We start from the raw sequence: 25177 nt of genomic DNA on the forward strand, positions 1-25177 counted from the left end.
GAAATTAGATCAAATGGTATCGAATCAGACAGTTGAAAAATCGTTAGTTTCCATAGGGAAAACGCCTCTTCATTGGCCGGGTCGCATGTCTGTCGCGCCGATGATGGACTGGACCGACCGCCATTGCCGCTATTTTCACCGTCTGCTCACGCGCCAGACCTTGCTCTACACCGAGATGGTGACGACCGGTGCGCTGATCCATGGGGATGTGGCGCGGCACTTGCGCTTTTCTGCAGAGGAGCACCCGGTGGCCTTGCAACTGGGCGGCAGTGAGCCTGCGGACCTGGCCCAATGCGCCAAGCTGGCGCAGGACTGGGGCTATGACGAGGTCAACCTCAACTGCGGCTGCCCCAGTGAGCGTGTGCAGCGCGGTGCCTTTGGCGCCTGTCTGATGAATGAGAAGGAATTGGTGGCCGATGGCGTCAAGGCCATGCGCGATGTGGTGGATATCCCCGTGACAGTGAAGCACCGCATTGGCATCGACAAAAACGAGAGCTATGGCTTTGTGCGTGACTTCATCGGCACGGTGGCCGATGCGGGTTGCGAGGTGTTTGTCGTGCATGCCCGCAATGCCTGGCTCAAGGGCTTGTCGCCCAAGGAGAACCGCGAGATTCCGCCGCTGCGCTACGACGTCGTGGCCCAGCTGAAAAAAGACTTTCCGCAGCTGACCATCGCGATCAATGGTGGCATTGCCGATAACGCCACCGTGCTGGCACAGCTCGAACAGGTCGATGGGGTGATGGTGGGGCGCGAGGCCTACCACAACCCCTGGTGGCTCGCGACCTGGGATGCCCAGTTTTATGGCGCCGAGCTCAACAGCGGCATCAGCCGCGAATCGGTTGAAGAGGCGATGGTGCGCTATATGGAGCGTGAAGCTGCCGAGCATGGCACGCACTGGTACGCCATTGCCCGCCATATGCTGGGCCTGCGCCAGGGCATGCCTGGTGCACGCCGCTGGCGCCAGGTCTGGAGCGACCACCGCATGAAGCATCTGCCAGCGCATGAAGTCATGCAAGCGGCCCGCACCAAGCCCGAGCGCCAAACCGGCGCCCCCGTTTTGGTAAATATTTGATACGGCAATGCCGGCGGCAGCTGGTCGTTGCCGGCCGCTGCCAACGGGTATTGCGCGGCAGCGGCGCAGCGGCTGGCCTCTGTAACGCCCTCGCGCAGGCCTGATTTTTAGGCCTCGAAATCCTCTCCCAGACCTTCCGGCGCCCCAGCGACAGGCGCTGCAAACGTCCGCTGGCAGCCCTGGCGCAGCCGGTAGCGGTTGCTATACTTCCCGCGATATATGCCGCCTTGTGCAGCGCTAATGCGGTGCATGCCTGGGCGGCAAAGTGCAGACCAAACAAAGCACAAGGGATGAGGGATGGGGGAAAAAAATCCGCGATGGGCTCTGGGCCTGTTGTTGGCGGTGGGGTGGCTGGGCGCTCACCGCTTTTATCTGGGACGCTATGCAAGCGCCGTGGCGCAACTGGGCTTAAGCCTACTGTGCGCGGTGCTGTGGCTATGGGGAGGCCCCCTTGCACGCTACGTGCCTTACCTGCTCGGGCCGGTGGTCTTTTGGCTGCTGCGGGACGGCTTTTGGCTGTTCGACTACTTTCGGGTCGAAGAAGACATGGATTCGCGCCTGTCCGCCTTTGCGCAGTCCCAGCTCGATGCGCAGGCATCGCAGCCAGCAGCCAGCGCGCAGGCTGCCGCAGCGCCGGCGCTTGCCCCTGTGGCCCAGGCCTTGGGAGCCGCAGCCGTCTTGCCGGACGCCAGGTCGCAGCCCGTAGTGGATCTGCAGGCCGACAAAAAGTCGCTGGCCATCCAGATGGCGCAAAAGCATATTGGCGATGCGCTGGCACACCGGGATGTGCAGACCGCGCATGCCGAGGCGGACACCTTGGTCAGGTACCTGGCCCAGCGCAGCCGCAAACCGCAAAGCGATCCCCATTTGGCAATGGCCTATCTGCTGCAGGGGATGACCTTCTACCAAACCGAACACCTCGATGCCGCTCGCAAAAAGCTGCAGATGGGTGTGCATCTGGGCGTGGCTTTTGCCGAGCTGGCGCAACCGGTGCAGCAGGCGCAAGCCTGCTTGCAGCGCCTGCGCTCGCCCAAGATGGCGCCGGGCGCCGCTGCCACCCCTGCACTGCAGCCAGGGCAGTACCCGCTGCTGATGCAAGCGCAGGACTGGGCGCAGGCATTGGCACTGTGTGAGCAGACCATTGCCTTGCAGGCCGCCCAGAGCGGCGATCTGACCGATCTGGCGCAGCACCACCTGCATGCGATGGAGATGGCCCAGCATCTGGGCGATACGGCGCGCCAACGTGGGCATGGCCAGGCCTTGCTGGCGCTGGCCGCGCGCGAGGGGGCTGCTGTGCCCGCCACGCTGCGGCGCCAGGCGCTGGAACGCCTGGGCGATGGATACCAGGCGGAGGCCGACCACCAGCGTGCTGTGCAGCACTATGCGCAAGCGCAGGCCCTGGTCGATGTGCGCAGCGGGGGCAACGCCGCAGCCCAGGCCCTGGCACTGTGCGCGCTGTTGCAGCGCATGGCCGCCAGCCATGCAGCGCTGGGCGAGACGGCGCAGGCGCTGCAATGCTGGCAGCGGCTGGCGCTGTACCTGGACAGCTTTGACCGGCTGGACCAGCAAGGCCAGCGCATGCCCGATCCGGAGGCGGTGTCTGTCATGCTGGCCGGCTACGCCGCGTTTGCCATCCGCCACCAGCCCGCGCGGGTCAAGCCCCTGGTGCAGCAGGCCTTGCGCATACAGCAGCGCAGTTGCCGGGGTTACTCGCTGGCAGCAGCGCGGGCCTATGAGGTGTTTGCCGCATTTCTGGCGGTGCATGGGCAGACCGATGCCCGCCGCAGCTACCTGAAAAAAGCGCTGCTGCTGGTGCAGATCTGTGACCCGGATAACGCCTTGCATCTGCAGCAGTTAAAAACAGCGATCAGGGAGGCGGTATGAGCGTGCAAGGACTTTTTTATGCGCTGCCGCGCCATGGCCTGCGGGGCTTGCTGGTCGAGCCTTCGGCGATGGATGACTACCTGCAGCGCAGTGCTGCGCAAGGCGGGCCGCTCGCCATGATGGACCAGGGCAGCCTGTGGCAGCAGGACATGCAGCGCCTGCCCGAGATCGAGCCCGGTGTGGCGGTGGAGGGCACCTTGGCCCAGCAGTGCTGGGCCTGGCCGGCCGACCTGGTGACGGACAGTGCGCAAAGGCTGGCCGCCATCAGCGCGGCCCAGCTGGTGCAGCGCATGCATGCCTGGCAAAAGGCGCAGGATGGCAGCGCGCCCGATCTGGAAGCCCTGCGGCTGTGGGTGCGCCGGCAGGCCGCGTTGCGCGGCTTTTGGCAGGCAGCGGCCCAGCGGCGTGATGCCGTGCTGCTGTATGTGGTGTAGCGCGGGCCGCGCTTAGCCCATCAGCGCCATCAAGTCGGCGGCTGCGGCCTCGGGCTTGTCCGCGTTGACGATGGCGCGCACCACGGCAATCGATCCAACACCGCTCTCGCGCACCTGCGCAAACTCCGCTGCCGAGATGCCGCCAATGGCGACCTGGGGGTAGCTGCGCGTCAAGGCGGCATAGCGCTCCAGGCGCGCCAAGCCTTGCGGGACGGTGGCCATTTTCTTCAAGGTGGTCGGAAAGACCGCCCCCATCGCGATATAGCTGGGCTGCGCCTGGCTGGCACGCACCATCTCGGCATAGCCATGGGTGCTGACACCCAGGCGCACGCCGCTGGCGCGCAGCTCGGCCAGCTCTGCTGCGCCGAGCGCATCCAGGTCTTCCTGGCCCAGGTGCACGCCATAGCTGCCCGCTGCAATCGCCTGGCGCCAGTGGTCGTTGATAAAGAGCAGGGCGCCGGTACCTTCAACGGCGGCCACGGCAGCGGCGATCTCTGCAGCAATGGCCTGGGCATCGTCGGATTTGAAGCGCAGCTGCACCGTCGGCACGCCTGCGCGCGCCAGACGGCCCACCCATTCGGCCGTTGGCAGCACGGCATAGAGGCCCAGCCGCTGGGGGCAGGGTGCAAAGGCCTCGGGCCCGCCGCTGGTCAGCAGGCCAAAATCGGCGGCTTGCGTGGGCCAGGCTTGGGGATCGAACTGGCCGGTGCGGGCAGTCTGCGCGCTCCAGGCGCTGGCCAGACATTCAGCATCGATAGCGATAAAGCCCAGTGCGCTGCAAGCGGCCAAGGCGCCGGCATAGACGGCATCGTGCTGGCGGCCTGCGGGCAGCGCAGGCGTGGGTTGCTGCGGAAAGCTGGCAAAGGCGGCCTGGTGGGCCGCTGTGATGGCCTCTGCGATCTGGGCTGGGGTGGTGGCCGTGGTGGTGGGCTGCATGGGCATGGCCTTTTAGTTGCTCTGGTGCCAGAACGGCGTGCCCAGCACCGGGGTGCTGGGTTGGGCCATGTCCTGCGCCTGCATCGCGCCGGCGCGGAAGGCGGCGTGGCCGGCGGCGGTGGCATCGGCAAAGGCGCCGGCCATGGCAACCGGGTCTTGCGACAGCGCGACGGCCGTGTTGAGCAGCACGCCATCAAAGCCCCATTCCATCACCTGGCAGGCATGGCTGGGCAGGCCCAGGCCCGCGTCACAGATCAGCGGCACATCCAGGCGCTCGCGCAAGGTCTGCATCGCGTACGGGTTGACGGGGCCACGGCCCGTGCCAATGGGGGCAGCCCAGGGCATGACGGCCTGGCAGCCCACATCGACCAGGCGCTGGCAGAGCACCAGGTCCTCGGTGCAGTAGGGCAGCACCTGAAAACCGTCCTTGATCAGGATGGAGGCGGCCTCCACCAGATTCAAGGTATCGGGCTGCAAGGTGTAGTCGTCGCCAATCAGCTCCAGCTTGATCCAGGGCGTTTCGAACACCTCGCGCGCCATTTGCGCGGTGGTGATGGCCTCTTGCAGGCGCATGCATCCGGCGGTGTTGGGCAGCACCGGCACATTCAGGCGCTTGAGCAGCGCCCAGAAATCGCTGCCGGTCTCGGCGGCATTGCTGCCCTGGCGGCGCAGCGATGCGGTGACCATGGCCGGCTGGGCGCGGGCGACGGCTGCTTCCAGCACGGCGGGCGATGGATAGCGCGAGGTGCCCAGCAGCAAGCGGCTTTGAAAACGCTGGCCATAGAGCACCAGGGCGTCGTCGGAGGAGGGGGTGGCGTTCATGGCAAAGGCCTTGGGTAAATACGGGTCAGGGGCGCTGGCGAGGTAGCCCGGGCAGATGGCGCGCGAGCTCAGCCGCCGGTGACAGGCGAGATGACTTCGAGCTTGTCGCCTGCCTGCAGCTGGCGGCTGTCGTACTGGCCCTTGGGTACAAATTCGGTGTTGACGGCCACGGCAAAAGGCGGGCGCGGCTGCAGCTGGGCCAGCGCCACCGCAATGGTCGCGCCTTCGGGCAAAGCTGTGGCCTGGTTGTTCAAGAGGATCTGTATCGTCATCATTCAAGGCTCATCATAGGGCTGCGGGCCATCAGGCCGTCGCGAGCAGGCGCACATCCATGCCAAAGCGTGCTGCCAGGGGGGCCTCGCCCGTCAGCAGCAACTCGACCGCGCAGTCCAGCACGGCGGGCGAGATCATGAAGCCGTGGCGGTAGAGGCCATTGACCTCCAGCACCCGGGGCCGCACCTGGCGGATGGCTGGCAGATTATCGGGCAAAGTCGGGCGGCACTGGGTGTTGATCTCCAGGATGCGCGCCTCGGCAAAGCCGCTGTGCACGGTATAGGCGGCGCTCAGCAGCTCCATCGCCGAGCGCACGCTGGCCGGGGACATGTCGTCGGACTCGATCTCGGTGGCGCCAATGACAAAGTGGTGGTCCTGCTTGGGCGCGATATAGATCGGGTAGCGCGGGTGCATCAGGCGGGTGGGGCGGCGCAGCTGCACCTCGGGCGCATGTACGCGCAGCACTTCGCCACGTACGCCGCGCAGCTGGCTCCACTGCGGCTTGGCACCCAGGCCACGTGTGTCGATCAGCAGATCGGGCTGGCCCTGCGTGCCGGGCGCAAAGTCATTCAGCTCACGCGCTTGCTGCCAGTGCAGGCGCACGCCCCGCGCCTGCAGTGCAGGCACCAGCGCAGCCAGCAGCTGGCGGTTGTCCAGCTGGCCTTCGCCTGGCAGGTAGTAGGCGGCTTGAAAATGTCTGGCCAGCGCTGGCTCCAGCTCGGCGATTTGGGGGGCACCCAGGGTCTGCAAAGGCGGCAGCTCGGGGATGGCCGCCTGGGTGCGCTGCAAGATGCCATGGAAGCGCTGGGCTTCCGCCGCATCCTGGCGGTGCCAGACCACCATGGTGCCGGCCTGCTGCAAAAACACCGGCGCCTCCAGCTGCGCAAGCAACGCGGGCCAGCGCTGCAGCCCATACTGGCCCATGCGCACCACGCCATGCTCGGTCACGGCCGATTCGGCCAGCGGCGCGAGCATGGCGGCGGCCACACGCGCTGCGGCATGCTCGGCATCCGGCCCGCCCCGGTCATACAGATCGATGGAGAAGCCCCGGCCCGACAGCTCCAGCGCCATCAGCCGGCCCAGCAGGCCAGCGCCCAAAATGGTGATACGGGATTGGGGAGAAATGAAGGGCTGAGAGGGCATGTTTTGTAGTTGGCAATAGACAAAACAGTGCGCGCAGCTGCCGAAAACTCCCCACGCCAGCATGACCTGGATCGGGTTGCGGAGCGCTGCCATGGCGGCGCGCTCCAGGGTCTGATCTCAGTCGCGCTGCAGCCAAACTGCTGCAGGGACACCCCTGTTTCGTCTCAGGCTGCATTAAAACACAGCGCTGCGCCGGGGGCATGGGGCTGCGTCAAGCCGTCGTCACAATCGTGGATAATTTTGCCCAGGCCGGGCCAGTGTTGCCCGGCATTGTTTTTGGACTGCAGCCATGGCCTCACTGAACCCCTCTTCTCCCGTCTCCTTGCCGCGCTATGCCCGGGTGCTGTCGATTGCCGGCTCCGACAGTGGCGGGGGGGCAGGTATCCAGGCCGATCTGAAGACCATGTCGGCGCTGGGCTGCTTTGGCATGACCGCGATCACGGCGCTGACCGCGCAAAACACGCAGGGCGTGCGCTCCATCCATGGCGTGCCACCAGTCTTTCTGCAAGAGCAGCTCGATGCGGTGCTGGAGGACATTGGCTGCGATGCCGTCAAGATCGGCATGCTGCATGCGCCCGAGATTGTCGCCGTGGTGGCCTCGGCGATTGACCGCTATGCCTTGCCCCATGTGGTGCTGGACCCGGTGATGGTCGCCACCAGCGGTGACCGGCTGATTGCCGAGGCCACCGTGGCTGAGCTGGTGCGCGAGCTGTTTCCGCGCGCTGCGCTCATCACCCCTAATCTGGACGAAGCGGGTTTGCTGCTGGGCCGCAGCCTGGTGCATGCCGACCAGCTCGAGCAGGCCGCGCAGGATTTGCTGGCCCTGGGCGCCAAGGCTGTGCTGATCAAGGGCGGCCATCTGCCCGGCAATGAGGTGGTGGACCTGCTGGCCACTGCCGACGGCGAGCGTCTGCGCCTGGCTTCCACCCGCATCCACACCCATAACGGCCATGGCACGGGCTGCACCCTGTCATCGGCCATTGCCTGCCAGCTGGCCCTGGGGCAGCCGCTGCCGGCCGCCGTCAGCCTGGCGCGGCAGTATATTCTGGGCGCCATTGAATCGGGTGCCGATGTGCATACCGGCCAGGGCCATGGCCCGCTGAACCATGGTTGGAACCCGCAAAAGCAGGTGATTGTGCGTTGAACACCTGCGTTTGGCGGGTTCTGTAAGCAGCGGTCAGGGTGGCTAGGTAGCCGATTTTTTGCCCGTATTTACGTCTAAATGGCTAAATAATTGACCATTTGAAATCGAAATGACCTGAAATTTGTCGATACTACGACGAAATGCAATATTTATTGAACATCAAATGGCGTTGCTGTTAACTTAAGTTACTTTCTACGTTTACGATTTAAGCCAATGATATATATCAATAACATGCGAAAAATGTAGCCTGAATCAAGCTTTCGATACATTTTCCAGTGTTGTTTTTCATGGGTTAAATATATTTAAGTAAACCATATGTAAACATGCAAATTTCTGGGGCCTGCTGTCAACCGCCTCGTCATCCCCGGCGTTGAACACGCATCTTTAGGAGATTGTTCACATGACCACCGCAAATGTTTTCAGCATCTGGCCAGAAGACGAACGTGATCGCAAGCGCTAAGCACTGGCGCCAGTAGCTCTTTTTTCCTGCTTGCCGATACTGAAGCCGGCAACCCACCCCAGTAGACGGCTCCTCCATGGAGCCGTTACTTGCGAATAGGGCGCGGAAGCTGCACATTCCCGCCCGGGATGGCCCAAAGACCGTCCATCCCCTCTCAACATGCACCTCGCTTTCGGGCCATCTGGCTGTAGAAAGGCGGGGTGTTTGTTTTTGTGCCGCAGTTTTGGGAGACCAGCCCTCAGACCAGCGCCTCTGGCGCGCTGGTTGGGCCTTTGCAATCGGGTTTATGCGGCAGAGCTGGCCGTGCTGCGGCTTGGCTGGCCCAGCAGGCTGCGCGCTTCCTGGCCTGCATGGGCACGTGAGGCCGACAGGCGCAGCAGGCGCTCCAGCGCCCGGTCCTGGATACCCCGGCTTTTGAGGGCGGTGTAGGTGGACTCGGCGTAATCCAAGGTGGTGCCATAGATGCCGCAGGACTGGGCAAAGATGCGGCGGTAGTCTTCTTCGCTCAAGGTGCCCGTGCAGCGCGGGCTGGATTTGGACAGCGTAAAGGCCAGCGCCTTGACGGGGCCGTCTTCGGTCTGGCAATCGAGCCACTTGGGATCGTAGGAGTCGGTGGCCATTTCGCGCTGCCACAGGCGAGGCATCATCTCGGGCACATGCTGACGGGCGATGCGAAAGGCCATGCCTCGGCAACTGCCACCGGAGAACATGCCAAACACCAGGCCGGGGCACTCGGGCGTGCCCCGGTTGATGTGGCTCCACATCTTGAGCGCGCGGTGCCAGCCAAAGACCCGCGCGTGGCGGCATTCCAGAAATTCGAACTCCGGGCGCCAGATCAGCGAGCCGTAGGCAAATACCCAGAGATCCTCCGCTCCTCCCCATTCCTGCATGGTTTGCGCCAACATCTGTTGTGGGCAACGACTGCGGGATGGAGCGACCAAATTCGTCATAGTGCTATCAACCAACAAAGCAAAGTAACAAGCAATTGTTATAGCGCTCGGCGTGAGCCAGCGCTAGCGTTGCAGCGCCCCGGCATCTAAATTTGCGTTGAAAGCAACAGTCTGGCGGGCGCTGTACGCACAGTGCACAACGCAGGAGGCAGCCGGAGCGATGACAGCGGCCAGGCACGGGCCTGTGCAAAGATTTGCATAGCAGCCGGCGGCATCGATGGCTGCTGCCGCCAGGTGATCGCTGTTGCAGCCTTGTCGCCCGCTGGTGGGCATGGCAGAGTGCTGAGATTATTCAATGCTATGATGTTCATAGCTGATGCGGTACTCAGCGGTGCTCGGAAACCGGTTTTTCGGTGAATGTTGCCAGCGCGCTGCCGTGTACAGGGGGCTTGCGTGGGGCAAAGCCGCCTGGTTGGCGTTCGATGAGAATGGTCTTCCTATGAATATTGTGATCTTGGACGATTATCAGGATGCAGTGCGCAAACTGCAGTGTGCATCCGTTCTCGACGCCTATTCGGCCAAGGTCTATACCAATACGGTCAAGGGTCTGGGGCAACTGTCGGTGCGTCTCAAGGATGCCGACATCATCGTTCTGATCCGCGAGCGCACGCATATCAACCGCCTGCTGCTCGACAAGCTCCCGCGTCTCAAACTGATTGCCCAGACCGGGCGCATCGGCTCCCATGTGGATTTGACAGCCTGCACCGAGCGCGGTGTGGCGGTGGCCGAGGGTGTGGGATCGCCCGTGGCGCCCGCCGAGCTGACCTGGGCGCTGATCATGGCCGCAGCGCGCCGCCTGCCGCAGTACATCGCCAACTTAAAGCATGGCGCCTGGCAGCAGTCGGGCTTCAAGGCGGCCAATATGCCGCCCAATTTTGGCCTGGGCAACGTGCTGCGCGGCCGCACCCTGGGTATCTGGGGCTATGGCCGCATTGGCCAGCTGATTGCCGGTTATGGCAAGGCCTTTGGCATGGAGGTGCTGGTCTGGGGCAGCGATGGCTCGCGCGCCAAGGCACTGTCCGATGGCCACAAGGTGGCCTCGAGCAAGCAGTTCTTCTTTGCCAACAGCGATGTGCTGACCGTGCATTTGCGCCTGAGCGAGCAGACCAAGGGCTGCATCAGCTTTGACGATCTGGCGCAGATGAAGCCCTCGGCCACCTTCGTCAACACCTCGCGGGCCGAGTTGGTGCAGCCCGATGCGCTGATTGCTGCACTCAACCGGGGACGCCCCGGCATTGCGGCCGTCGATGTGTTCGAGAGCGAACCCATCCTGCAGGGCCATGCCTTGCTGCGGCTGGAGAACTGCATCTGCACGCCCCATATTGGCTATGTCGAGCAGGATAGCTACGAGCAGTACTTTGGCGTGGCCTTTGACAACGTGGTCAACTTCATCAAAGGGCGGCCATCGAACATCGTCAACCCCGGCGCCTTGCAGGTTCGCCGCTGAAACTGTTCTATTCACAGAAAAGGGCCCTGCGAGGGCCCTTGGTGTTGCAGCAGCGCGGGTATCACTCCAGCTGCAGTTTCTTTTTTGCAATCAAGGCGTTGTACATCTTGCGGTCGCTGCTGATGCGCGTTTGCAGCGCTGCGGGCGATGCGTCCTCCAAGGTCCAGGCCTGGCGCAACAGCTGATCGCGGATGTCGGCGGTGTTGAGCACCTTGAGCAGCGCGTCGCTCAGCTGGCTGCGGATGGCGGCAGGCATGCTGGCCGGGGCCATTAGCGCGTTCCAGACTTCGATATTTACATCCTGGGCGCCGATTTCGCGCATCGACGGCGTCTGCGGCATCAGCTGTGTGCGCTGGGCGGAGGTGACGGCCAGGGCCGCCAGCTTGCCGCTTTGCACCAGCGGCAGCACCGACGAGATGGGCAGCAGCGCGCAGTCGAGCTGGCCGCCCATCAGCGCGCCGACAACACCGGGGGCACCGGTAAAGGGGATGTGCACGGCATCGAAATGCAGCGCATCTTTGAGCAGCTCCATGCCCAGATGGCCGCCCGAGCCCAGGCCGGTGGAGCCGTAGCTGGCGGCATTGCCTTTTTGGCGCAGGCTGGCGAGCGCCTTGTCGGTCTGCGCACCTGCACTGGCCGGCACCACCCAGGCCAGCGGCGATACGCCCACCAGGGCGAGCGGCGCAAAGTCCTTGACCGGGTCGTAGGGCAGCTTGGCATACAGCGCCTGCGACGAGGTCAGCGGGCCATTGCCCACAATGCCAAAGCTGTGGTCATCGGTCGCGCGGGCCACCTGGTCGGCGCCGATATTGCCGCTGGCACCAGGCCGGTTGTCGACCACCACGGGCTGGCCCAGGATCTGCGCCAGCGGCTGAGCGATCATGCGCGCCTGCATGTCGGGCGAGGAACCCGCCGGGTAGCCGACGATAAAGCGCAGGGGTTTGCTGGGCCAATGGGCTGGGGCTGCATGGGCGCTGGTCCAACCCGCAGGCAGGGCAGCGGCTGCGGCAAATCCCGCCAGGGATTGCAGCAAATGGCGACGGTCGATGGTCATGAAAAACAGGGCAGGGTGATAACTGGCGGCCATCCTACCCCAGTCCAGCCCGCCCCCAGCTGCTCACCCTGTCCGCCAGGCGGCTGCGGCCGGGCGCCCATGAAGCGCTATAAGCCCGCGCGCACAGTGCAGCGGCGTGGCCCGGGCCATGCCAGTATGATTTATGCTTTGTCACCGGCCGTCGCACAGTTTGCTTGCGTAGGCAAAAAATCCTGATCCATGAGCCGATTACGCACCCGACGTCCAGATTCCTCCTCTTCAGCACAGCCCGCAGCTGCCGCGCCGCCGTCACCCTGGCCAGGCGCGCCACTGCCCGCTGGCGGCCCAGGGCCTGTGCGCTCGCCACCCGATGCCAGCCGGCGCACCACCTGGATGCTGCTCGCTCTCTGGATCGGCGTGATGTTTGCGATCTACCTGGTGACCGAGGTCTACCGCAAGCCCAGCGAAGGCAAGGTCATGGCCCATGGCGTGCTGGAGATTCCGCGCGACCGCGATGGCCATTTCCGCGTGGCGGGCTCGGTCAACGGCGTGCCGGTGCAGTTCATGGTGGATACCGGTGCCAGCCTGATCAGCATCACCGATGCGGTCGCCGAACGTGCCAACCTGGGCGAGGGCGTGCCCATCAGCTTTCAGACCGCCAATGGCGTGCGCCAGGGCATGATGAGCCGGGCCGAGCGGATTGAGGTCGGCCCGCTGGCCGTCAACGATTTGCGCGTGGGCACGGGCTATACCGGCGAGAGCGCGCGCGATGCGCTGCTGGGGCAGAACTTCTTGCGCTACTTTGATGTGAGCATCTCGGGTAACAGCATGGTGCTCAAGGCGCGCGACAGCGAGTCGGCACGTTGAATTTGGAGGCCAGCTCAGCCCATATCCGGCTTGCAGTCAAATGCGGCCTGCAGGCCATTGTTGCCATCGGGCAGGCGCACGGCGGCCGGTGATTCGCTGGCCTCGTACAGGCCAACGCAGTGCTGGGCTGCCAGCGCACGCGCCAAGGCCAGCGCGGCCTTGGCCTGGGCCGGTTGCACGGCGACAAAAACAATATTGCGGCCAATGCTGTAGTCGGCCAGCAGGCTTTTGTCCTCGGGTGGGAGCTCTTCCCGGTAAGGGCCTGATCGGGGGGGAAAGCGCTGCATCATCTCCAGGCACCAGGCTTTGAGCGACAAGGTAGCAACAGCCGGATCCTCGTAGTCATGGTGCTCGGGCCATTCGGTCTGGGCCTGGAACCAGAGACCAAAGGCCGCCGCTTCCTTGGGCGCGGCGGAGGGCGCAAAAACCAGCAGATGGTAGCTCATGGTGTGGTCTCCCGGCAGTGATGCCCCGAAGGCCATTTAACCAAAGCTGCTGCATATTGGGTGTGCGATTTGTCCTACGCCCTGCCATAGGCCAGCCGCGGCGGCGTCGGACCTCGCATGCCCAGCGCGTGGTGGGCATGCGGTTTGGCTGGGCTTACTTGGTGCCGAAGATGCGGTCGCCCGCGTCGCCCAGGCCCGGCAGGATGTAGCCGTGGTCGTTGAGCTGGCGGTCCACGGCGGCCGTGTAGATGTCCACATCGGGGTGGGCGGCCTGCATGGTCTTGATGCCTTCAGGGGCTGCGAGCAGGCACATGAACTTGATCGACTTGGGCTGGCACTTGTCCTTGAGCTGCTGCACGGCGGCGGCGGCCGAGTTGCCGGTGGCCAGCATCGGGTCCACGACGATCACATCGCGCTCGCCCATGTTGTCGGGCATCTTGAAGTAGTACTCGACGGGTTGCAGCGTTTCGGGGTCACGGTACAAACCGATGTGGCCGATACGGGCGCCGGGCACCACGTTGAGCATGCCGTCGAGAAAGCCATTGCCGGCGCGCAGGATGGAGACCAGGGCCAGTTTCTTGCCATCGATGACCTTGCCGACCATCTTTTCCATCGGGGTTTCGATCTCAAGATCCTGCAGCGGGAAGTCGCGCGTGATCTCATAGGCCATCAGGGTGGACAGCTCGCCGAGCATGCGGCGAAAGCTGTTGGTCGATGCCTCCTTGCGGCGCATCAGGGTGAGTTTGTGCTGGACCAGCGGGTGGTCGATGAGGTGAACGGTGCTCATGGTAGTTGCCAATGTCATTTTTGGCCGCAATGGTAGCAGTGCCGCTCTGTGGCCGTGCGCTGCTGGTGAATATATTTACCGAATGGTAGGCTTTAGCGCTGCAAATCGCCGCCCATTGCCGCTCAGGCGCTGCCCAGCAATTGCGCGTAGCGCCCCAGGTCCACATTGCCGCCGCTGATCAGCACGCCCACGCGGGCGCCCTGCAGATCAACGCCGCCAAATCGGGCCCCGGCCAGGCTTAGCGCGCCGGTGGGCTCGACCACCATCTTCATGCGCTCGGCATAAAAGCGCATGGAGTCCACCAGTTGCGGATCGCTGGCGGTGACGATATCGGTCACATCGCGGCGGATGATGGCATAGGTCAGATCGCCCAGTGCCTGGGTCTGTGCGCCATCGGCAATGGTGCGGGGCGTGGCGATCTTGACGATCTCACCCTTGCGCAGCGATTGCTGGGCATCATTACCCGCCTCCGGCTCCACGCCATAGACCTTGCACTGGGGTGCCATGGCCTTGGCCGACAGCAGGCAGCCCGACAGCAGTCCGCCGCCGCCCAGGCAGACAAACAGGTAGTCGAGCTGGGGCACGTCCTGGAACAGTTCCATCGCGCTGGTGCCTTGGCCGGCAATCACATCGGCATGGTTGTAGGGCGGCACCAGGGTCATGCCGCGCTCCTGGGCAATGCGCTGGCTGATCGCCTCGCGGTCTTCGGTAAAACGGTCATAGGTGATGACCTCGGCGCCGTAGCCGCGCGTGGCATCGAGCTTGGCCGCCGGGGCATCTTCGGGCATCACGATGGCCGCAGGCATGCCCAGGATGCGGGCCGACAGCGCAATCGCCTGCGCATGGTTGCCCGAGGAGAAGGCCAGCGCGCCGCGCTGCGCCTGCTGCGGCGAGAACTGGGCCAGCGCGTTGTAGCCGCCCCGGAACTTGAAGGCGCCCATGCGCTGGTAGTTCTCGCACTTGAAGAAGAACTCAGCCCCCGTCAATTTATCGAGGGTGGACGAGCGCATCACTGGCGTGCGGTGGGCAACGCCTTGCAGGCGCTGGGCAGCGGCCTGCACATCATCGAAAGTGGGGAGCGGGGTGGCGGTGGCGTTCATGGTCGATCAGGGTGGCAGAGGCGTCGAGGGATTCATGGTAGTGGCTTTTTGGCGATTCGGTGTCGCTCTGGTGGTGCGCCCTGGGCGTATTGCCTGCTGCGTTGCGGGTTGCTGCGCTGCCCGGCACCTGGCGGCTCAGGCTGGCTGACAAGCTTGTGCGCAATGCTTTCCGGGCGCTGGCGGGCTGGCTTTGACAGCCGTTGCCTATAGGCGTTTACGTATAATCGGCTGCTTGTATCGGCTTATGTAGCTAAAGGTTGGGGTATGTGGAACAAAAAATTTGCGCTGGCCATCGGTGCCGCAGCGGTCTCGGTGTTGGCAGCGGGCGCGGCGCAAGCGCAGGGCCGTGATCTGGTGGTGGCCTCGAGCGCGACCTACGCACCTTTTGCGTTCGAGAACAAAGACAAGCAGATCGTCGGCTTTGACATCGACATCGTCAATGCCATCGCCAAGCAGCAGGGCATGAAGCTGCGCATCGTCAACACGCCGTTCAGCAGCATCTTTGCCTCGCTCAACAATGGCGATGTGGACTTTGTCATCTCCGGCGTGACCATCAACGACAAGCGCAAGCAGAGCTTTGATTTCTCCCAGCCTTACTTTGATGCCCGCCAGCTGATCGCTGTGCCCAAGGACAGCACGGTGGCCTCGCTCAAGGACCTCAAGGACAAGAAGGTGTCGGTGGTCAGCGGCTCGACCGGTGACGATGTGATGAGCCGCGAAGTCGGCAAGACCAGCGCCAATATCCGCCGCTTCGAGAGCACACCGCTGATCATCTCCGAGCTGGCCGCAGGTGGCGTGGATGCCGCCATTGGCGACAATGGTGTCATCGCCTACCGCGTCTCGCAGTACCCGGCGCTCAAGACCGTCGATGATGCGAGCTTCCCCAAGGAGCATTTCGGCATCGTCGTGCGCAAGGGCGACAAGGCCTTGCAAGACAAGATCAACGCCGGCCTGGCCGCCATCCGCGCCGACGGCAGCTACAACGTGATCTACAAGAAGTGGTTCAACCAGGACTACAAGCCCCAATAAGGCAAGGCTTGGCGCAGTTGCAATGACGGCCCTGTGGCCGTCATTTTGTTTGAAGGAATGGATTGATGGACAACAACACCCCCGTAGAGTGGTTCGGCTGGTTCCGCCCCGACATCCTGGTGGAATACAAGCAAATGTTCTGGCAAGGTGCCATGGTCACCATCGGCATGACGGTGGCCTGCGTGATCATGGGCTGCGCGCTGGGCCTGATGCTGGCCCTGGCGCGCCTGGCCGACACGCGCCACCAGCCCTGGAAGGGCGTGTGCAAATACCTGCTGCGCTGGCCATCGACCGCCTATGTCAGCTTTTTCCGGGGCACGCCGCTCTTTGTGCAGATCTTGCTGATGCATTTTGCCGTGATGCCCTTGTTCGTGCACCCGGTCAACGGGCTGTTCATCAGCGGTGACCTGGCGCGCACGCTCAAGCAGGACCATGGTGCGCTGATGTCTGGTGTGGTGGCCTTGACACTGAACTCGGCGGCCTACATCTCCGAAGTGTTCCGCGCCGGCATCCAGTCGATTGCCGTGGGCCAGAAGCAGGCGGGCATGTCGCTGGGCATGACGCATGGCCAGATGATGCGCTATGTGGTGATTCCGCAGGCCTTCCGCCGCATGCTGCCGCCGCTGGGCAACAACATGATCTCGCTGCTCAAGGACACTTCGCTGGTCTCCGCCATTGGCCTGGCCGAGATGGCCTATGCCGCGCGCACCGTGGCCGGCGCCTATGGCCGCTACTGGGAGCCTTACCTGGCCGTTGCGCTGGCCTATTGGTTGATGACCTTTATGCTGACCCTGGGCCTGCGGGCGCTGGAAAACCATCTGGCACGCACCGATCGCACTTGATTGCGCAATGCATAAGCGAAAAAGCCGGCAATTGAACTGCCGGCTTTTTCTTTGCGGTGCCTCTCAAGCTACTTCTTGCCGCCCATGATGCTGCCCAGCACGCCGCGCAGAATCTGGTTGCCCAGCTTGGTGCCAAAGGAGCGGGCCGTGGACTTGGCCATGGACTGCACGATGCCGTCCTTCTTGCCGCCACGCGGGCCGGTGGTGCCAAAAAGAATGTCGTTGATGCTGCCCATCAGGCCGCCATCCTCAGGGGCTGCAGCGCCACCTGTAGCGCCCGCTCCGGCCTTGCCGCCTTGTGCATCGGTGGCCTGGCCGGCGCGCGCCTTGAGGATCTCATAGGCCGACTCGCGGTCCACCGGCGTGTCATAGACGCCAGCGACCAGCGAATTCTTCAGCAAGGCCTGGCGCTGTTCGGTAGTAATGGGGCCGATCTGGCTGCCGGGTGGCAACACATAGACGCGCTCTGTCACGCTGGGGCGGCCTTTTTCGTCGAGAAAGCTGACAAGCGCCTCGCCTACGGCCAGCTCGGTGATGGCCGCTTCGATGTTCAGGCCCGGATTGGCGCGCATCGTGGTGGCCGTGGCCTTGACGGCCTTCTGGTCGCGCGGCGTGAAGGCGCGCAGCGCATGCTGCACGCGGTTGCCCAGCTGGGCGAGCACGCTGTCGGGAATATCCAGCGGGTTTTGCGTGACGAAATACACGCCCACGCCCTTGGAGCGCACCAGGCGCACGACCAGCTCGATGCGCTCTTGCAGCACCTTGGGCGCGTCATTGAACAAGAGGTGGGCCTCGTCAAAGAAGAAGACCAGCTTGGGCTTGTCGGGGTCGCCAATTTCCGGGAGCTTCTCGTACAGATCGGACAGCATCCACAGCAAAAAGGTGGAGTACAGGCGCGGCGAATTCATCAGCTTGTCGGCTGCCAGGATGTTGATCACCCCCTGCGTGCCCACGGTCTGCATCATGTCATTGATGTTGAGCATGGGCTCACCAAAGAAGCTGCCGCCGCCTTGCTGCTCGATCTGCAGCAGGCCGCGCTGGATGGCGCCCACGCTGGCCGAGCTGATGTTGCCGTAGTCGGTGGTGAACTGCTTGGCGTTCTCGCCCACGTAGGACAGCATGGCGCGCAGGTCCTTGAGGTCGAGCAGCAGCATGCCGTTGTCATCGGCGATCTTGAAGACCAGGTTGAGCACGCCCATCTGCGTATCGTTCAGGTCCAGCATGCGGCCCAGCAGCAGTGGGCCCATGTCCGAGATGGTGGCGCGCACCGGGTGGCCTTGCTCGCCAAACACATCCCACAAGGTGGTGGGGCAGGCCTTGGGCGTGGGCAGGTCAATACCACGGTCTTGCAAGGTGGCGGCCAGCTTGCCGCCAATCTGGCCTACCTGGCTGATGCCGGTCAAATCGCCCTTGATATCGGCCATGAACACCGGCACGCCAATGCCCGAGAATCCCTCGGCCAATGTCTGAAGGGTTACAGTCTTGCCCGTGCCGGTCGCGCCGGTGATCAGCCCGTGGCGGTTGGCGAGGCCAGGAAGTAAAAAACACTCCGTTGTGCCATTTTTGGCAACCAGTAGGGGTTCAGCCATCGTAGGTTTCCTCTCCAGCATCAAAGTCAAAAGTAAAATCGCAGTCTAGCTAGATAAAACAATAGCAAAGGAAATTCTGTGGCAGGACACAGCAAATGGGCCAATATTCAACACCGCAAGGGTCGTCAGGACGAAAAACGCGGCAAGGTATGGACCCGCATCATTCGTGAAATTATGGTCGCTGCGCGGCAGGGCGGTGCGGATTTGAGCGCCAACCCGCGTCTGCGTCTGGCGATCGACAAGGCCAAGGCGGCCAACATGCCGGCCGACAACATCAAGCGCAACATCGACAAGGCCACCGGCAACCTCGAAGGCGTGACCTACGAGGAAATCCGCTACGAAGGCTATGGCATCGGTGGCGCGGCCATCATTGTTGACACCATGACGGACAACCGCGTGCGCACGGTGGCCGATGTGCGCCATGCGTTCAGCAAGCACGGCGGCAACATGGGCACCGAAGGCTCGGTGTCCTTCCAGTTCCGCAACCTGGGGCAGCTGGTGTTTGCCCCTGGCGCTGACGAGGACAAGATCATGGAAGTGGCGCTCGAAGCGGGCGCCGAGGATGTGATCACCGACGAGGAGGGCGCCGTCGAAGTGCTGACGCCCCCGTCAGAATTTGAAGCGGTGCGCAATGCGCTGGAGGCAGCGGGATTCAAGCCCGAAGTGGCCGAGGTGACGATGCGCCCCGAAAATACCGTAGATCTGGATGAGGAAGGTGCGGCCAAGATGCAAAAGTTGCTGGACGCACTGGAAGATCTGGATGATGTTCAAGATGTTTACCATAACGCGGCGCTATGAAGGTACTTGTGATTGGTGGCGGCGGCCGTGAACACGCAATGGCCTGGAAGTTGGCGCAATCGCCCAAGGTCTCCAAGGTCTATGTAGCCCCGGGTAACGCAGGCACCGCACGCGACAAGCGTCTGGAAAACCTGCCGATCACCGATGTGGTCCAACTGCGCGAATGGGCGCAGGACAACGGTGTGCAGCTGTCCGTCGTGGGCCCCGAGGCGCCTTTGGCCGCCGGCGTGGTCGACGAGTTCCGCGCGCATGGCATGAAGATCTTTGGCCCGACCAAGGCCGCAGCGCAGCTGGAAAGCTCCAAGGCTTTCTCCAAGGATTTCATGGCACGCCATGGCATCCCGACGGCGCAGTACGAGACCTTCAGCGACCCGGTGGCGGCCCATGCCTACATCGACAAGCTGGGCGCGCCCATCGTCGTCAAGGCCGACGGCCTGGCTGCCGGCAAGGGCGTGGTGGTGGCCACCACCGCCCAGGAAGCGCACGATGCCGTGGACTTCATGCTGGTGGACAACAAGTACGGCGTTGCCCATAACGACGGCGGCGCCCGCGTGGTGATCGAGGAGTTCCTCGACGGCGAAGAGGCCAGCTTCATCGTGCTGTGCGATGGCAAGAGTGTGGCGGCCATGGCGACCAGCCAGGACCACAAGCGCCTCAAAGACGGCGACCAGGGCCCCAACACCGGCGGCATGGGTGCCTACTCGCCCGCCCCAGTGGTGACGGCTGATGTGCATGCCCGCGCGATGCGCGAGATCATTCTGCCCACCATCCGTGGCATGGAAAAAGACGGCATTCCCTACACCGGCTTCTTGTACGCGGGCCTGATGATCGACAAGGCGGGGCACCCCAAGACCTTGGAGTTCAACTGCCGCATGGGTGACCCGGAAACCCAGCCGATCATGATGCGCCTCAAGAGCGATCTGGTCGATGTGATGCAGGCTGCCACCGACGGCAAGCTCGACCAGATCGAGCTGCAGTGGGACCGCCGCACCGCGCTGGGCGTGGTGATGGCCGCCCATGGCTACCCGGACGCTCCCCGCAAGGGCGATGTGATCACCGGCCTGCCCGAGGACGAAGAAGAAGTGATGGTCTTCCACGCCGGCACCACAGTGCGGGATGGCAAGCCCGTCACCAGCGGTGGCCGCGTGCTGTGTGTGACCGCCTTGGCCGACAACGTCAAGCAGGCGCAGCAGCGCGTGTATGCCGCTGCAGCGCAAGTGCATTTCGATGGTGCGCAATACCGCCACGACATCGGCTACCGCGCGGTCAAGTGACTGCCCGCAAGCCCACAGAGAGCCAGGCCCGTGCTGTCCTCGTCCGTTGACCAACTGAACGCCGGGGCCCAGGCCCAGGCGGTGGCCGCCTACCTCCAGTCGCTGCAGGCCTCGATCACCGAGGCCGTTGAAGCGCAGGAGCAGGGGGCGGGCAGCTCCGTGCGCTTTCTGGCCGATGCCTGGCACAAGGCGCCCGGTGAGAAGCTGCAAGGCCAGGGTCTGACCAAGATCCTCGAAGGCGGAGCGGTGTTTGAGCGCGCAGGCGTGGGCTTCTCGCAAGTGCGGGGCCCGCAGTTGCCACCCTCGGCCACCCAACACCGGCCCGAGCTGGCAGGTGCCCCTTTCACGGCCATGGGCGTGTCGCTGGTCTTCCATCCGCGCAACCCCTATGTGCCCACGGTGCATATGAATGTGCGCATGATTGCAGCAGGCCACCCCGGCCAGCCCGCCACCTGTTGGTTTGGTGGCGGTATGGACCTGACGCCGTTCTACCCGTTTGCGCAGGACGCGCAGCATTTTCACCAGGTTTGCCACGATGCGGTGGCGCCTTTTGGTGCTGAGTTGTACCCGCGCTTCAAGCAGTGGTGCGACAGCTATTTTTTCCTCAAGCACCGCAACGAAGCGCGCGGCATCGGCGGCATCTTCTTTGATGATTTCTCCGAGCTGGGCTTTGAGGGCGGCTTTGCAATGCTGCAGTCGGTGGGCGATGCCTTTTTGCAGGCCTATCTGCCCATCGTGCAGCGCCGCAAGGACGAGGTCTATGGCGAGCGCGAGCGGGACTTTCAGCTCTACCGGCGCGGGCGCTATGTGGAGTTCAACCTGGTCTGGGACCGGGGCACCCACTTTGGTTTGCAGTCGGGTGGGCGCACGGAGTCGATCCTGCTGTCGATGCCGCCGCTGGCGAGCTGGAGCTACCAGCGCCAGGACCCTGAGGGCTCGCCCGAAGCGCGTTTGCTGGCGGACTTTTTGCAGCCGCGTGATTGGCTGTAAATACCGGGCCGCTCGGGCTGCCGGTGCCCTTGTGCTGCGGCTTGGCGAGGGCCTCCGTCTGCGCTGCAAGGCCCTACCGGGGCGCCATTTGGCGCAGCTTGCGTATAATTGACTTTCCGCTGACCGTATTCATGCCCCATCGCAGGCTGTGCGGCAGTATCTCTTGAAGGCCTTGCCCTTTTGCCACGGCGTGTTGACGCGATCAACAATAACTGCAACACGCGCTATAGTACAAACACTTTCATCCATCACCGACTGATGACCACCGCCAAAAAATCCGAATCCACTGCCAAGAAATCTGTGCAATTGCTGCAGCGTGCCATCGTTGATGGGCTGGAAGATGTGAAAGCACAAGATATCCAGGTTTTCAATACCGAGCACCTCTCGCCGCTGTTTGAGCGCGTGATCGTCGCTGCCGGTACCTCGAACCGCCAGACCAAGGCCTTGGCTGCCAGCGTCAAGGACGCCGTCAAGGAAGCGGGCTTTCCCAAGCCACGCACCGAAGGCGAAGACAACGGCGAATGGATCATTGTCGACTGCGGCCCGGTTGTGGCCCACATCATGCAGCCGATGATCCGCCAGTACTACCGCCTCGAAGAGATGTGGGGCGATACGCCCGTGCGCGTCAAGCTGGGCGCTGCCAAGCCCAAGGCCGCCAAGCCGGCCAAGGCCAAACCAGAAGCCGCTGCCGACACCGCTGCTGACAGCAAGAAGAAGCCCGCTGCACGCAAGCCTGCTGCTGCCAGCGCTGCCGATGCACCGGTGAAGAAGACCGCTGCGAAGAAGCCAGCGGTCAAGAAGATCTCGGGCACCGTGGCCAAAAAGCCTGCGGCCAAGAAGACCAGCGCTGCTGCCACCGTCAAGACCGTCGTGGTCAACAAGCCCAAGGCCAGCAAGCCCGCAGCCAAGTCAGCCGTCGCCAAGCCTGCAGCCAAGAAGCCAGCGGCCAAGCGCGCGACCAGCAAGGCCAAGTAACGCCCCTCAACCTGCGGGTTGCAAAGAGCTGTACTGCCGAGCAGGACAGCTCTTTTTCATTGGAGATTTCACATGAAGATTTTCATTGTTGCGGTGGGCCAGCATGTACCTGATTGGGCGCAGATCGCTTATGACGACTATGCCAAGCGCTTCCCGCCCGAGCTGAAGGTGGAGCTCAAGGCGGTCAAGACCGAGCCGCGCGGCTCCAAGACGGTGGAGACCCTGTACGCCGCCGAGCGCAAGCGCATCGAGGCGGCCATCCCGCGCGGCACACGCATTGTGGTGCTCGATGAGCGCGGCACCAACCTGACCACCAAGGCACTGGCCCAGCGGGTCAAGGGCTGGCAGCTCGAAGGTGACGATGTGGCGTTGATCATCGGTGGCCCCGACGGGCTGGACCCCGAGTTCAAGGCTGCTGCGCACGAGCGCATTCGCCTCTCGGACATGACCTTGCCCCATGCGATGGTGCGGGTGCTGCTGATCGAGCAGCTGTACCGCGCCTGGTCGGTCAATGCCGGCCATCCTTACCACCGCGAGTAGGCCCAGAACGCCTGCGCTCGGGTGGGCGAGAGCAGGGCAATATCCCCGCTTGCCAGCGGGCTGCCGGATGCGTTATGCTGCAAAAATAATAGCTGCTTGTGCTGGATTGATGGGCGCAGGCGCTTTTTTCAAATCTTGGCCTCGCTTCCCACCATGCATCCCTTCGTCTACCTGGCGTCACAGTCCCCGCGTCGCAGTCAACTGCTCGAGCAGATCGGTATCGCCCACCGCTTGCTGGTGGCCCAGGACGGCGATCCCGAGCCCCAGGACCCCGAAGCGCTGGAGCAGGTGCTGCCGCGCGAATCGGCCACCGACTATGTGCAGCGCGTGACCGGGCTGAAGCTCGATGCCGCGCTGGCCCGCCTGCAGCGGCGCGGCTTGGACCCAGCACCGATTCTGTGCTCTGACACCACGGTGTCGCTGGGCCGGCATATTCTGGGCAAACCCGAGACGCCGCAGCAAGCGAGCGAGATGCTGCAGGCACTCAGCGGCAAGACGCACCGGGTATTGACCGCTGTGGCCCTGCAAAGCGGGCGCAAGCGTTTGACGGCCTTGTCCGTCTCCAGCGTGCAGTTTGCGCCTATCGATGCCGCGCAGATCGAAGCCTATGTTGCCAGTGGTGAGCCCATGGGCAAGGCGGGCGCCTATGGCGTGCAGGGGCGGGCGGCCGCATATATTGCCAAGATCAGCGGCAGTTATTCCGGCATCATGGGGCTGCCCGTGTTCGAGACAGCGAATGTGCTGCGGGCTGCAGGGTTTGCCATCTAAGGCCCTTTAAGAATGACTTCTATGCAAAATGATATTTTGATCAATTGGGCGCCGCAGGAGACGCGGGTGGCCATCATTGAGGGTGGCGCCGTGCAGGAGCTGCACCATGAGCGCACCCTGGAGCGAGGCCTCGTGGGGAATGTCTACCTGGGCAAGATATCGCGCGTGCTGCCCGGTATGCAGTCGGCCTTTATCGACATTGGTCTGGAGCGCGCCGCATTCCTGCATGTGGCGGATGTCTGGCAGCGCCAGGAGGGTGGCCTGGCGCCGATGTTTGCGCGCAAGGGTGAGCCCCAGGTACCGATTGAAAAGCAGATCTTTGAAGGCCAGTCGATCATGGTGCAGGTCATCAAGGACCCGATCGGCACCAAGGGCGCGCGGCTGTCCACCCAGATCAGCGTGGCCGGGCGCTTGCTGGTCTTTCTGCCCCAGGACGACCATATCGGCGTCTCGCAAAAAATCCCCCAGAACGAACGTGATGCGCTGCGCGCCCGCCTGCAGGCACTGGTGGGCACGGCGCAAACGGGCGGTGGCGGCGGTTTTATCCTGCGCACCAATGGCGAGGATTCCAGCGACGAGGAACTGGCCGAGGACATCAGCTACCTGCGCAAGGTCTGGAAGCGCATCAAGGACAGCGCTGCCAAGCAGGCCGCCAAGAGCTTGCTGCACCAGGACCTGAGCCTGATGCAGCGCGTGCTGCGCGACATGGTCACGGAAAACACCCAGTCGATCCGCATCGATTCGCGCGAGCAGTTTGTGCTGCTGCAGCAGTTTGGCCAGGAGTTCATGCCGGCAGCGCTCCCCAAGCTGCAGCTCTACAAGGGCGAACGCCCGATCTTCGACCTTTACTCGGTCGACGAGGAGATCGCCCGCGCGCTGGGCCGGCGTGTGGACCTCAAGTCGGGCGGCTACCTGATCGTGGACCAGACCGAGGCCCTGACCACCGTCGATGTGAACACCGGCGGCTATGTGGGTGCGCGCAATTTTGACGACACCATCTTCAAGACCAACCTGGAAGCGGCCCATGCCATTGCCCGCCAGCTGCGGCTGCGCAACCTGGGCGGCATCATCATCGTGGACTTCATCGACATGGTGCACGAGGACCACCAGGCGCAGGTGCTGCACGAGCTGCGCAAGCAGCTGCAGCGCGATCGCGTCAAAACCATGTGCGGCGAATTCTCCCAGCTGGGCCTGGTGGAGATGACACGCAAGCGCACGCGCGAATCGCTCGCGCACATGCTATGCACCTCGTGCCCGGTCTGCAATGGGGTTGGTGAGGTCAAGACCGTGCGCACCGTCTGCTACGACATCCTGCGCGAGATTCTGCGCGAGGCACGCCAGTTCAACCCCAAGGAGTTCCGCGTGCTCGCCGCCCCTCCGGTGATCGAGATGCTGCTGGACGAAGAGAGCCAGCACCTGGCCGGCCTGTCCGATTTCATCGGCAAACCGATCTCGCTGCAGGCCGAAGGGCGGGATGGTTCGGACCAGTACGACATCGTGCTGCTTTGATCTACCGCGTCTCTCGGACACTGTTTGATAAAAAAATGAAGTTATTTTTCACTTTTTTATCTATA

General features: G+C 63.4%; 25 protein-coding genes and 1 pseudogene. 16 read left to right on the forward strand and 10 right to left on the reverse strand.

What is annotated here, in order from left to right:
* Window positions 1–13 precede the first annotated feature (13 nt).
* The 4 genes and pseudogenes from dusA to WH367_RS07415 all read left to right on the forward strand — a co-directional run bounded on the left by dusA (window position 14) and on the right by WH367_RS07415 (window position 3390).
* Complete coding sequence (dusA, locus tag WH367_RS07405) at window positions 14–1072, forward strand: tRNA dihydrouridine(20/20a) synthase DusA (protein ID WP_339535415.1); 1059 nt, start codon at window positions 14–16, stop codon at window positions 1070–1072.
* 297 nt (window positions 1073–1369) lie between these two features.
* Window positions 1370–1498, forward strand: a pseudogene (locus WH367_RS24360) (NINE protein); the annotation flags it as partial.
* Between the two features lie 36 nt (window positions 1499–1534).
* Complete coding sequence (locus WH367_RS07410) at window positions 1535–2956, forward strand: hypothetical protein (RefSeq protein ID WP_339535193.1); 1422 nt, start codon at window positions 1535–1537, stop codon at window positions 2954–2956.
* Window positions 2957–2958: 2 nt separating this feature from the next.
* On the forward strand, window positions 2959–3390 hold the full coding sequence (locus WH367_RS07415; RefSeq protein ID WP_339535195.1) for a hypothetical protein: 432 nt from the start codon (window positions 2959–2961) through the stop codon (window positions 3388–3390).
* Window positions 3391–3402: 12 nt separating this feature from the next.
* Here WH367_RS07415 and WH367_RS07420 read toward each other — a convergent pair whose 3' ends face one another.
* From WH367_RS07420 to WH367_RS07435, 4 genes are all read right to left on the reverse strand, one after another.
* Window positions 3403–4326, reverse strand: coding sequence for a thiamine phosphate synthase (locus WH367_RS07420; protein ID WP_339535196.1), 924 nt, complete (start codon window positions 4324–4326; stop codon window positions 3403–3405).
* A gap of 12 nt (window positions 4327–4338) precedes the next feature.
* Complete coding sequence (locus WH367_RS07425) at window positions 4339–5148, reverse strand: thiazole synthase (RefSeq protein WP_312987604.1); 810 nt, start codon at window positions 5146–5148, stop codon at window positions 4339–4341.
* Window positions 5149–5216: 68 nt separating this feature from the next.
* The gene (gene thiS, locus WH367_RS07430; RefSeq protein ID WP_027011261.1) at window positions 5217–5414 is read right to left on the reverse strand and encodes a sulfur carrier protein ThiS; all 198 of its coding nucleotides are present in this window, start codon (window positions 5412–5414) and stop codon (window positions 5217–5219) included.
* A gap of 37 nt (window positions 5415–5451) precedes the next feature.
* Window positions 5452–6564, reverse strand: coding sequence for an FAD-dependent oxidoreductase (locus tag WH367_RS07435; protein WP_043341526.1), 1113 nt, complete (start codon window positions 6562–6564; stop codon window positions 5452–5454).
* 289 nt (window positions 6565–6853) lie between these two features.
* On the opposite strand from WH367_RS07435, the gene thiD reads away from it, so the two are divergent.
* Window positions 6854–7708 (forward strand): bifunctional hydroxymethylpyrimidine kinase/phosphomethylpyrimidine kinase, encoded by an 855-nt coding sequence (gene thiD / locus WH367_RS07440; protein WP_043341522.1) that lies wholly within the window; start codon window positions 6854–6856, stop codon window positions 7706–7708.
* 744 nt (window positions 7709–8452) lie between these two features.
* Here thiD and WH367_RS07445 read toward each other — a convergent pair.
* Entirely contained in the window at window positions 8453–9118 is a 666-nt protein-coding gene (locus WH367_RS07445; RefSeq protein WP_052330187.1) for a gamma-glutamylcyclotransferase, read from the reverse strand.
* 439 nt (window positions 9119–9557) lie between these two features.
* On the opposite strand from WH367_RS07445, the gene WH367_RS07450 reads away from it, so the two are divergent.
* Window positions 9558–10565: a D-2-hydroxyacid dehydrogenase family protein gene (locus WH367_RS07450; RefSeq protein ID WP_021028438.1), complete on the forward strand. Its 1008-nt coding sequence runs from the start codon at window positions 9558–9560 to the stop codon at window positions 10563–10565.
* A 61-nt stretch (window positions 10566–10626) separates the two neighbouring features.
* Here WH367_RS07450 and WH367_RS07455 read toward each other — a convergent pair whose 3' ends face one another.
* The gene (locus tag WH367_RS07455; protein ID WP_339535200.1) at window positions 10627–11619 is read right to left on the reverse strand and encodes a Bug family tripartite tricarboxylate transporter substrate binding protein; all 993 of its coding nucleotides are present in this window, start codon (window positions 11617–11619) and stop codon (window positions 10627–10629) included.
* Between the two features lie 333 nt (window positions 11620–11952).
* Between WH367_RS07455 and WH367_RS07460 the strand changes: the two genes are divergently transcribed.
* Window positions 11953–12465, forward strand: coding sequence for a retropepsin-like aspartic protease family protein (locus WH367_RS07460; protein WP_339535201.1), 513 nt, complete (start codon window positions 11953–11955; stop codon window positions 12463–12465).
* A 14-nt stretch (window positions 12466–12479) separates the two neighbouring features.
* Here the strand turns inward: WH367_RS07460 and WH367_RS07465 are convergent, their stop codons facing one another.
* From WH367_RS07465 to WH367_RS07475, 3 genes are all read right to left on the reverse strand, one after another.
* Window positions 12480–12911: a hypothetical protein gene (locus tag WH367_RS07465; RefSeq protein WP_339535203.1), complete on the reverse strand. Its 432-nt coding sequence runs from the start codon at window positions 12909–12911 to the stop codon at window positions 12480–12482.
* A gap of 154 nt (window positions 12912–13065) precedes the next feature.
* Window positions 13066–13698, reverse strand: coding sequence for a uracil phosphoribosyltransferase (gene upp, locus WH367_RS07470; protein ID WP_021028434.1), 633 nt, complete (start codon window positions 13696–13698; stop codon window positions 13066–13068).
* Between the two features lie 122 nt (window positions 13699–13820).
* Entirely contained in the window at window positions 13821–14798 is a 978-nt protein-coding gene (locus tag WH367_RS07475) for a threo-3-hydroxy-L-aspartate ammonia-lyase (protein ID WP_021028433.1), read from the reverse strand.
* A 264-nt stretch (window positions 14799–15062) separates the two neighbouring features.
* Here WH367_RS07475 and WH367_RS07480 point away from each other — a divergent pair, with 264 nt between their 5' ends.
* Window positions 15063–15827 (forward strand): basic amino acid ABC transporter substrate-binding protein, encoded by a 765-nt coding sequence (locus tag WH367_RS07480; RefSeq protein WP_021028432.1) that lies wholly within the window; start codon window positions 15063–15065, stop codon window positions 15825–15827.
* Window positions 15828–15892: 65 nt separating this feature from the next.
* On the forward strand, window positions 15893–16669 hold the full coding sequence (locus tag WH367_RS07485; protein ID WP_339535204.1) for an amino acid ABC transporter permease: 777 nt from the start codon (window positions 15893–15895) through the stop codon (window positions 16667–16669).
* A gap of 68 nt (window positions 16670–16737) precedes the next feature.
* On the opposite strand, the gene WH367_RS07490 is transcribed toward WH367_RS07485, so the two are convergent.
* Window positions 16738–18258, reverse strand: a complete 1521-nt coding sequence (locus tag WH367_RS07490; protein WP_339535206.1) for a helicase HerA-like C-terminal domain-containing protein — start codon at window positions 18256–18258, stop codon at window positions 16738–16740.
* 78 nt (window positions 18259–18336) lie between these two features.
* Between WH367_RS07490 and WH367_RS07495 the strand changes: the two genes are divergently transcribed.
* The 7 genes from WH367_RS07495 to rng all read left to right on the forward strand — a co-directional run bounded on the left by WH367_RS07495 (window position 18337) and on the right by rng (window position 25112).
* Window positions 18337–19056 (forward strand): YebC/PmpR family DNA-binding transcriptional regulator, encoded by a 720-nt coding sequence (locus WH367_RS07495; RefSeq protein WP_021028429.1) that lies wholly within the window; start codon window positions 18337–18339, stop codon window positions 19054–19056.
* Window positions 19053–20330 carry a phosphoribosylamine--glycine ligase gene (gene purD / locus WH367_RS07500; protein ID WP_339535208.1) on the forward strand — a complete coding sequence of 426 codons (1278 nt, stop codon included), beginning with the start codon at window positions 19053–19055 and terminating at the stop codon, window positions 20328–20330. The genes WH367_RS07495 and purD overlap by 4 nt, the downstream gene beginning before the upstream one ends.
* Window positions 20331–20360: 30 nt before the next feature.
* The gene (hemF, locus tag WH367_RS07505; RefSeq protein WP_339535210.1) at window positions 20361–21320 is read left to right on the forward strand and encodes an oxygen-dependent coproporphyrinogen oxidase; all 960 of its coding nucleotides are present in this window, start codon (window positions 20361–20363) and stop codon (window positions 21318–21320) included.
* A 258-nt stretch (window positions 21321–21578) separates the two neighbouring features.
* A complete protein-coding gene (gene rsfS / locus WH367_RS07510) occupies window positions 21579–22295 on the forward strand; it encodes a ribosome silencing factor (RefSeq protein ID WP_021028426.1) in 717 nt (238 codons plus the stop codon).
* Window positions 22296–22367: 72 nt separating this feature from the next.
* The gene (rlmH, locus tag WH367_RS07515; RefSeq protein ID WP_339535213.1) at window positions 22368–22835 is read left to right on the forward strand and encodes a 23S rRNA (pseudouridine(1915)-N(3))-methyltransferase RlmH; all 468 of its coding nucleotides are present in this window, start codon (window positions 22368–22370) and stop codon (window positions 22833–22835) included.
* A gap of 153 nt (window positions 22836–22988) precedes the next feature.
* Entirely contained in the window at window positions 22989–23603 is a 615-nt protein-coding gene (locus tag WH367_RS07520) for a Maf family protein (RefSeq protein WP_339535215.1), read from the forward strand.
* A gap of 21 nt (window positions 23604–23624) precedes the next feature.
* On the forward strand, window positions 23625–25112 hold the full coding sequence (gene rng, locus WH367_RS07525) for a ribonuclease G (protein ID WP_021028423.1): 1488 nt from the start codon (window positions 23625–23627) through the stop codon (window positions 25110–25112).
* The last annotated feature ends 65 nt before the right edge of the window (window positions 25113–25177 follow it).

Origin of the sequence: Comamonas sp. MYb21 (genome assembly GCF_037479395.1) — a bacterium.
GTDB lineage: Bacteria > Pseudomonadota > Gammaproteobacteria > Burkholderiales > Burkholderiaceae_C > Comamonas.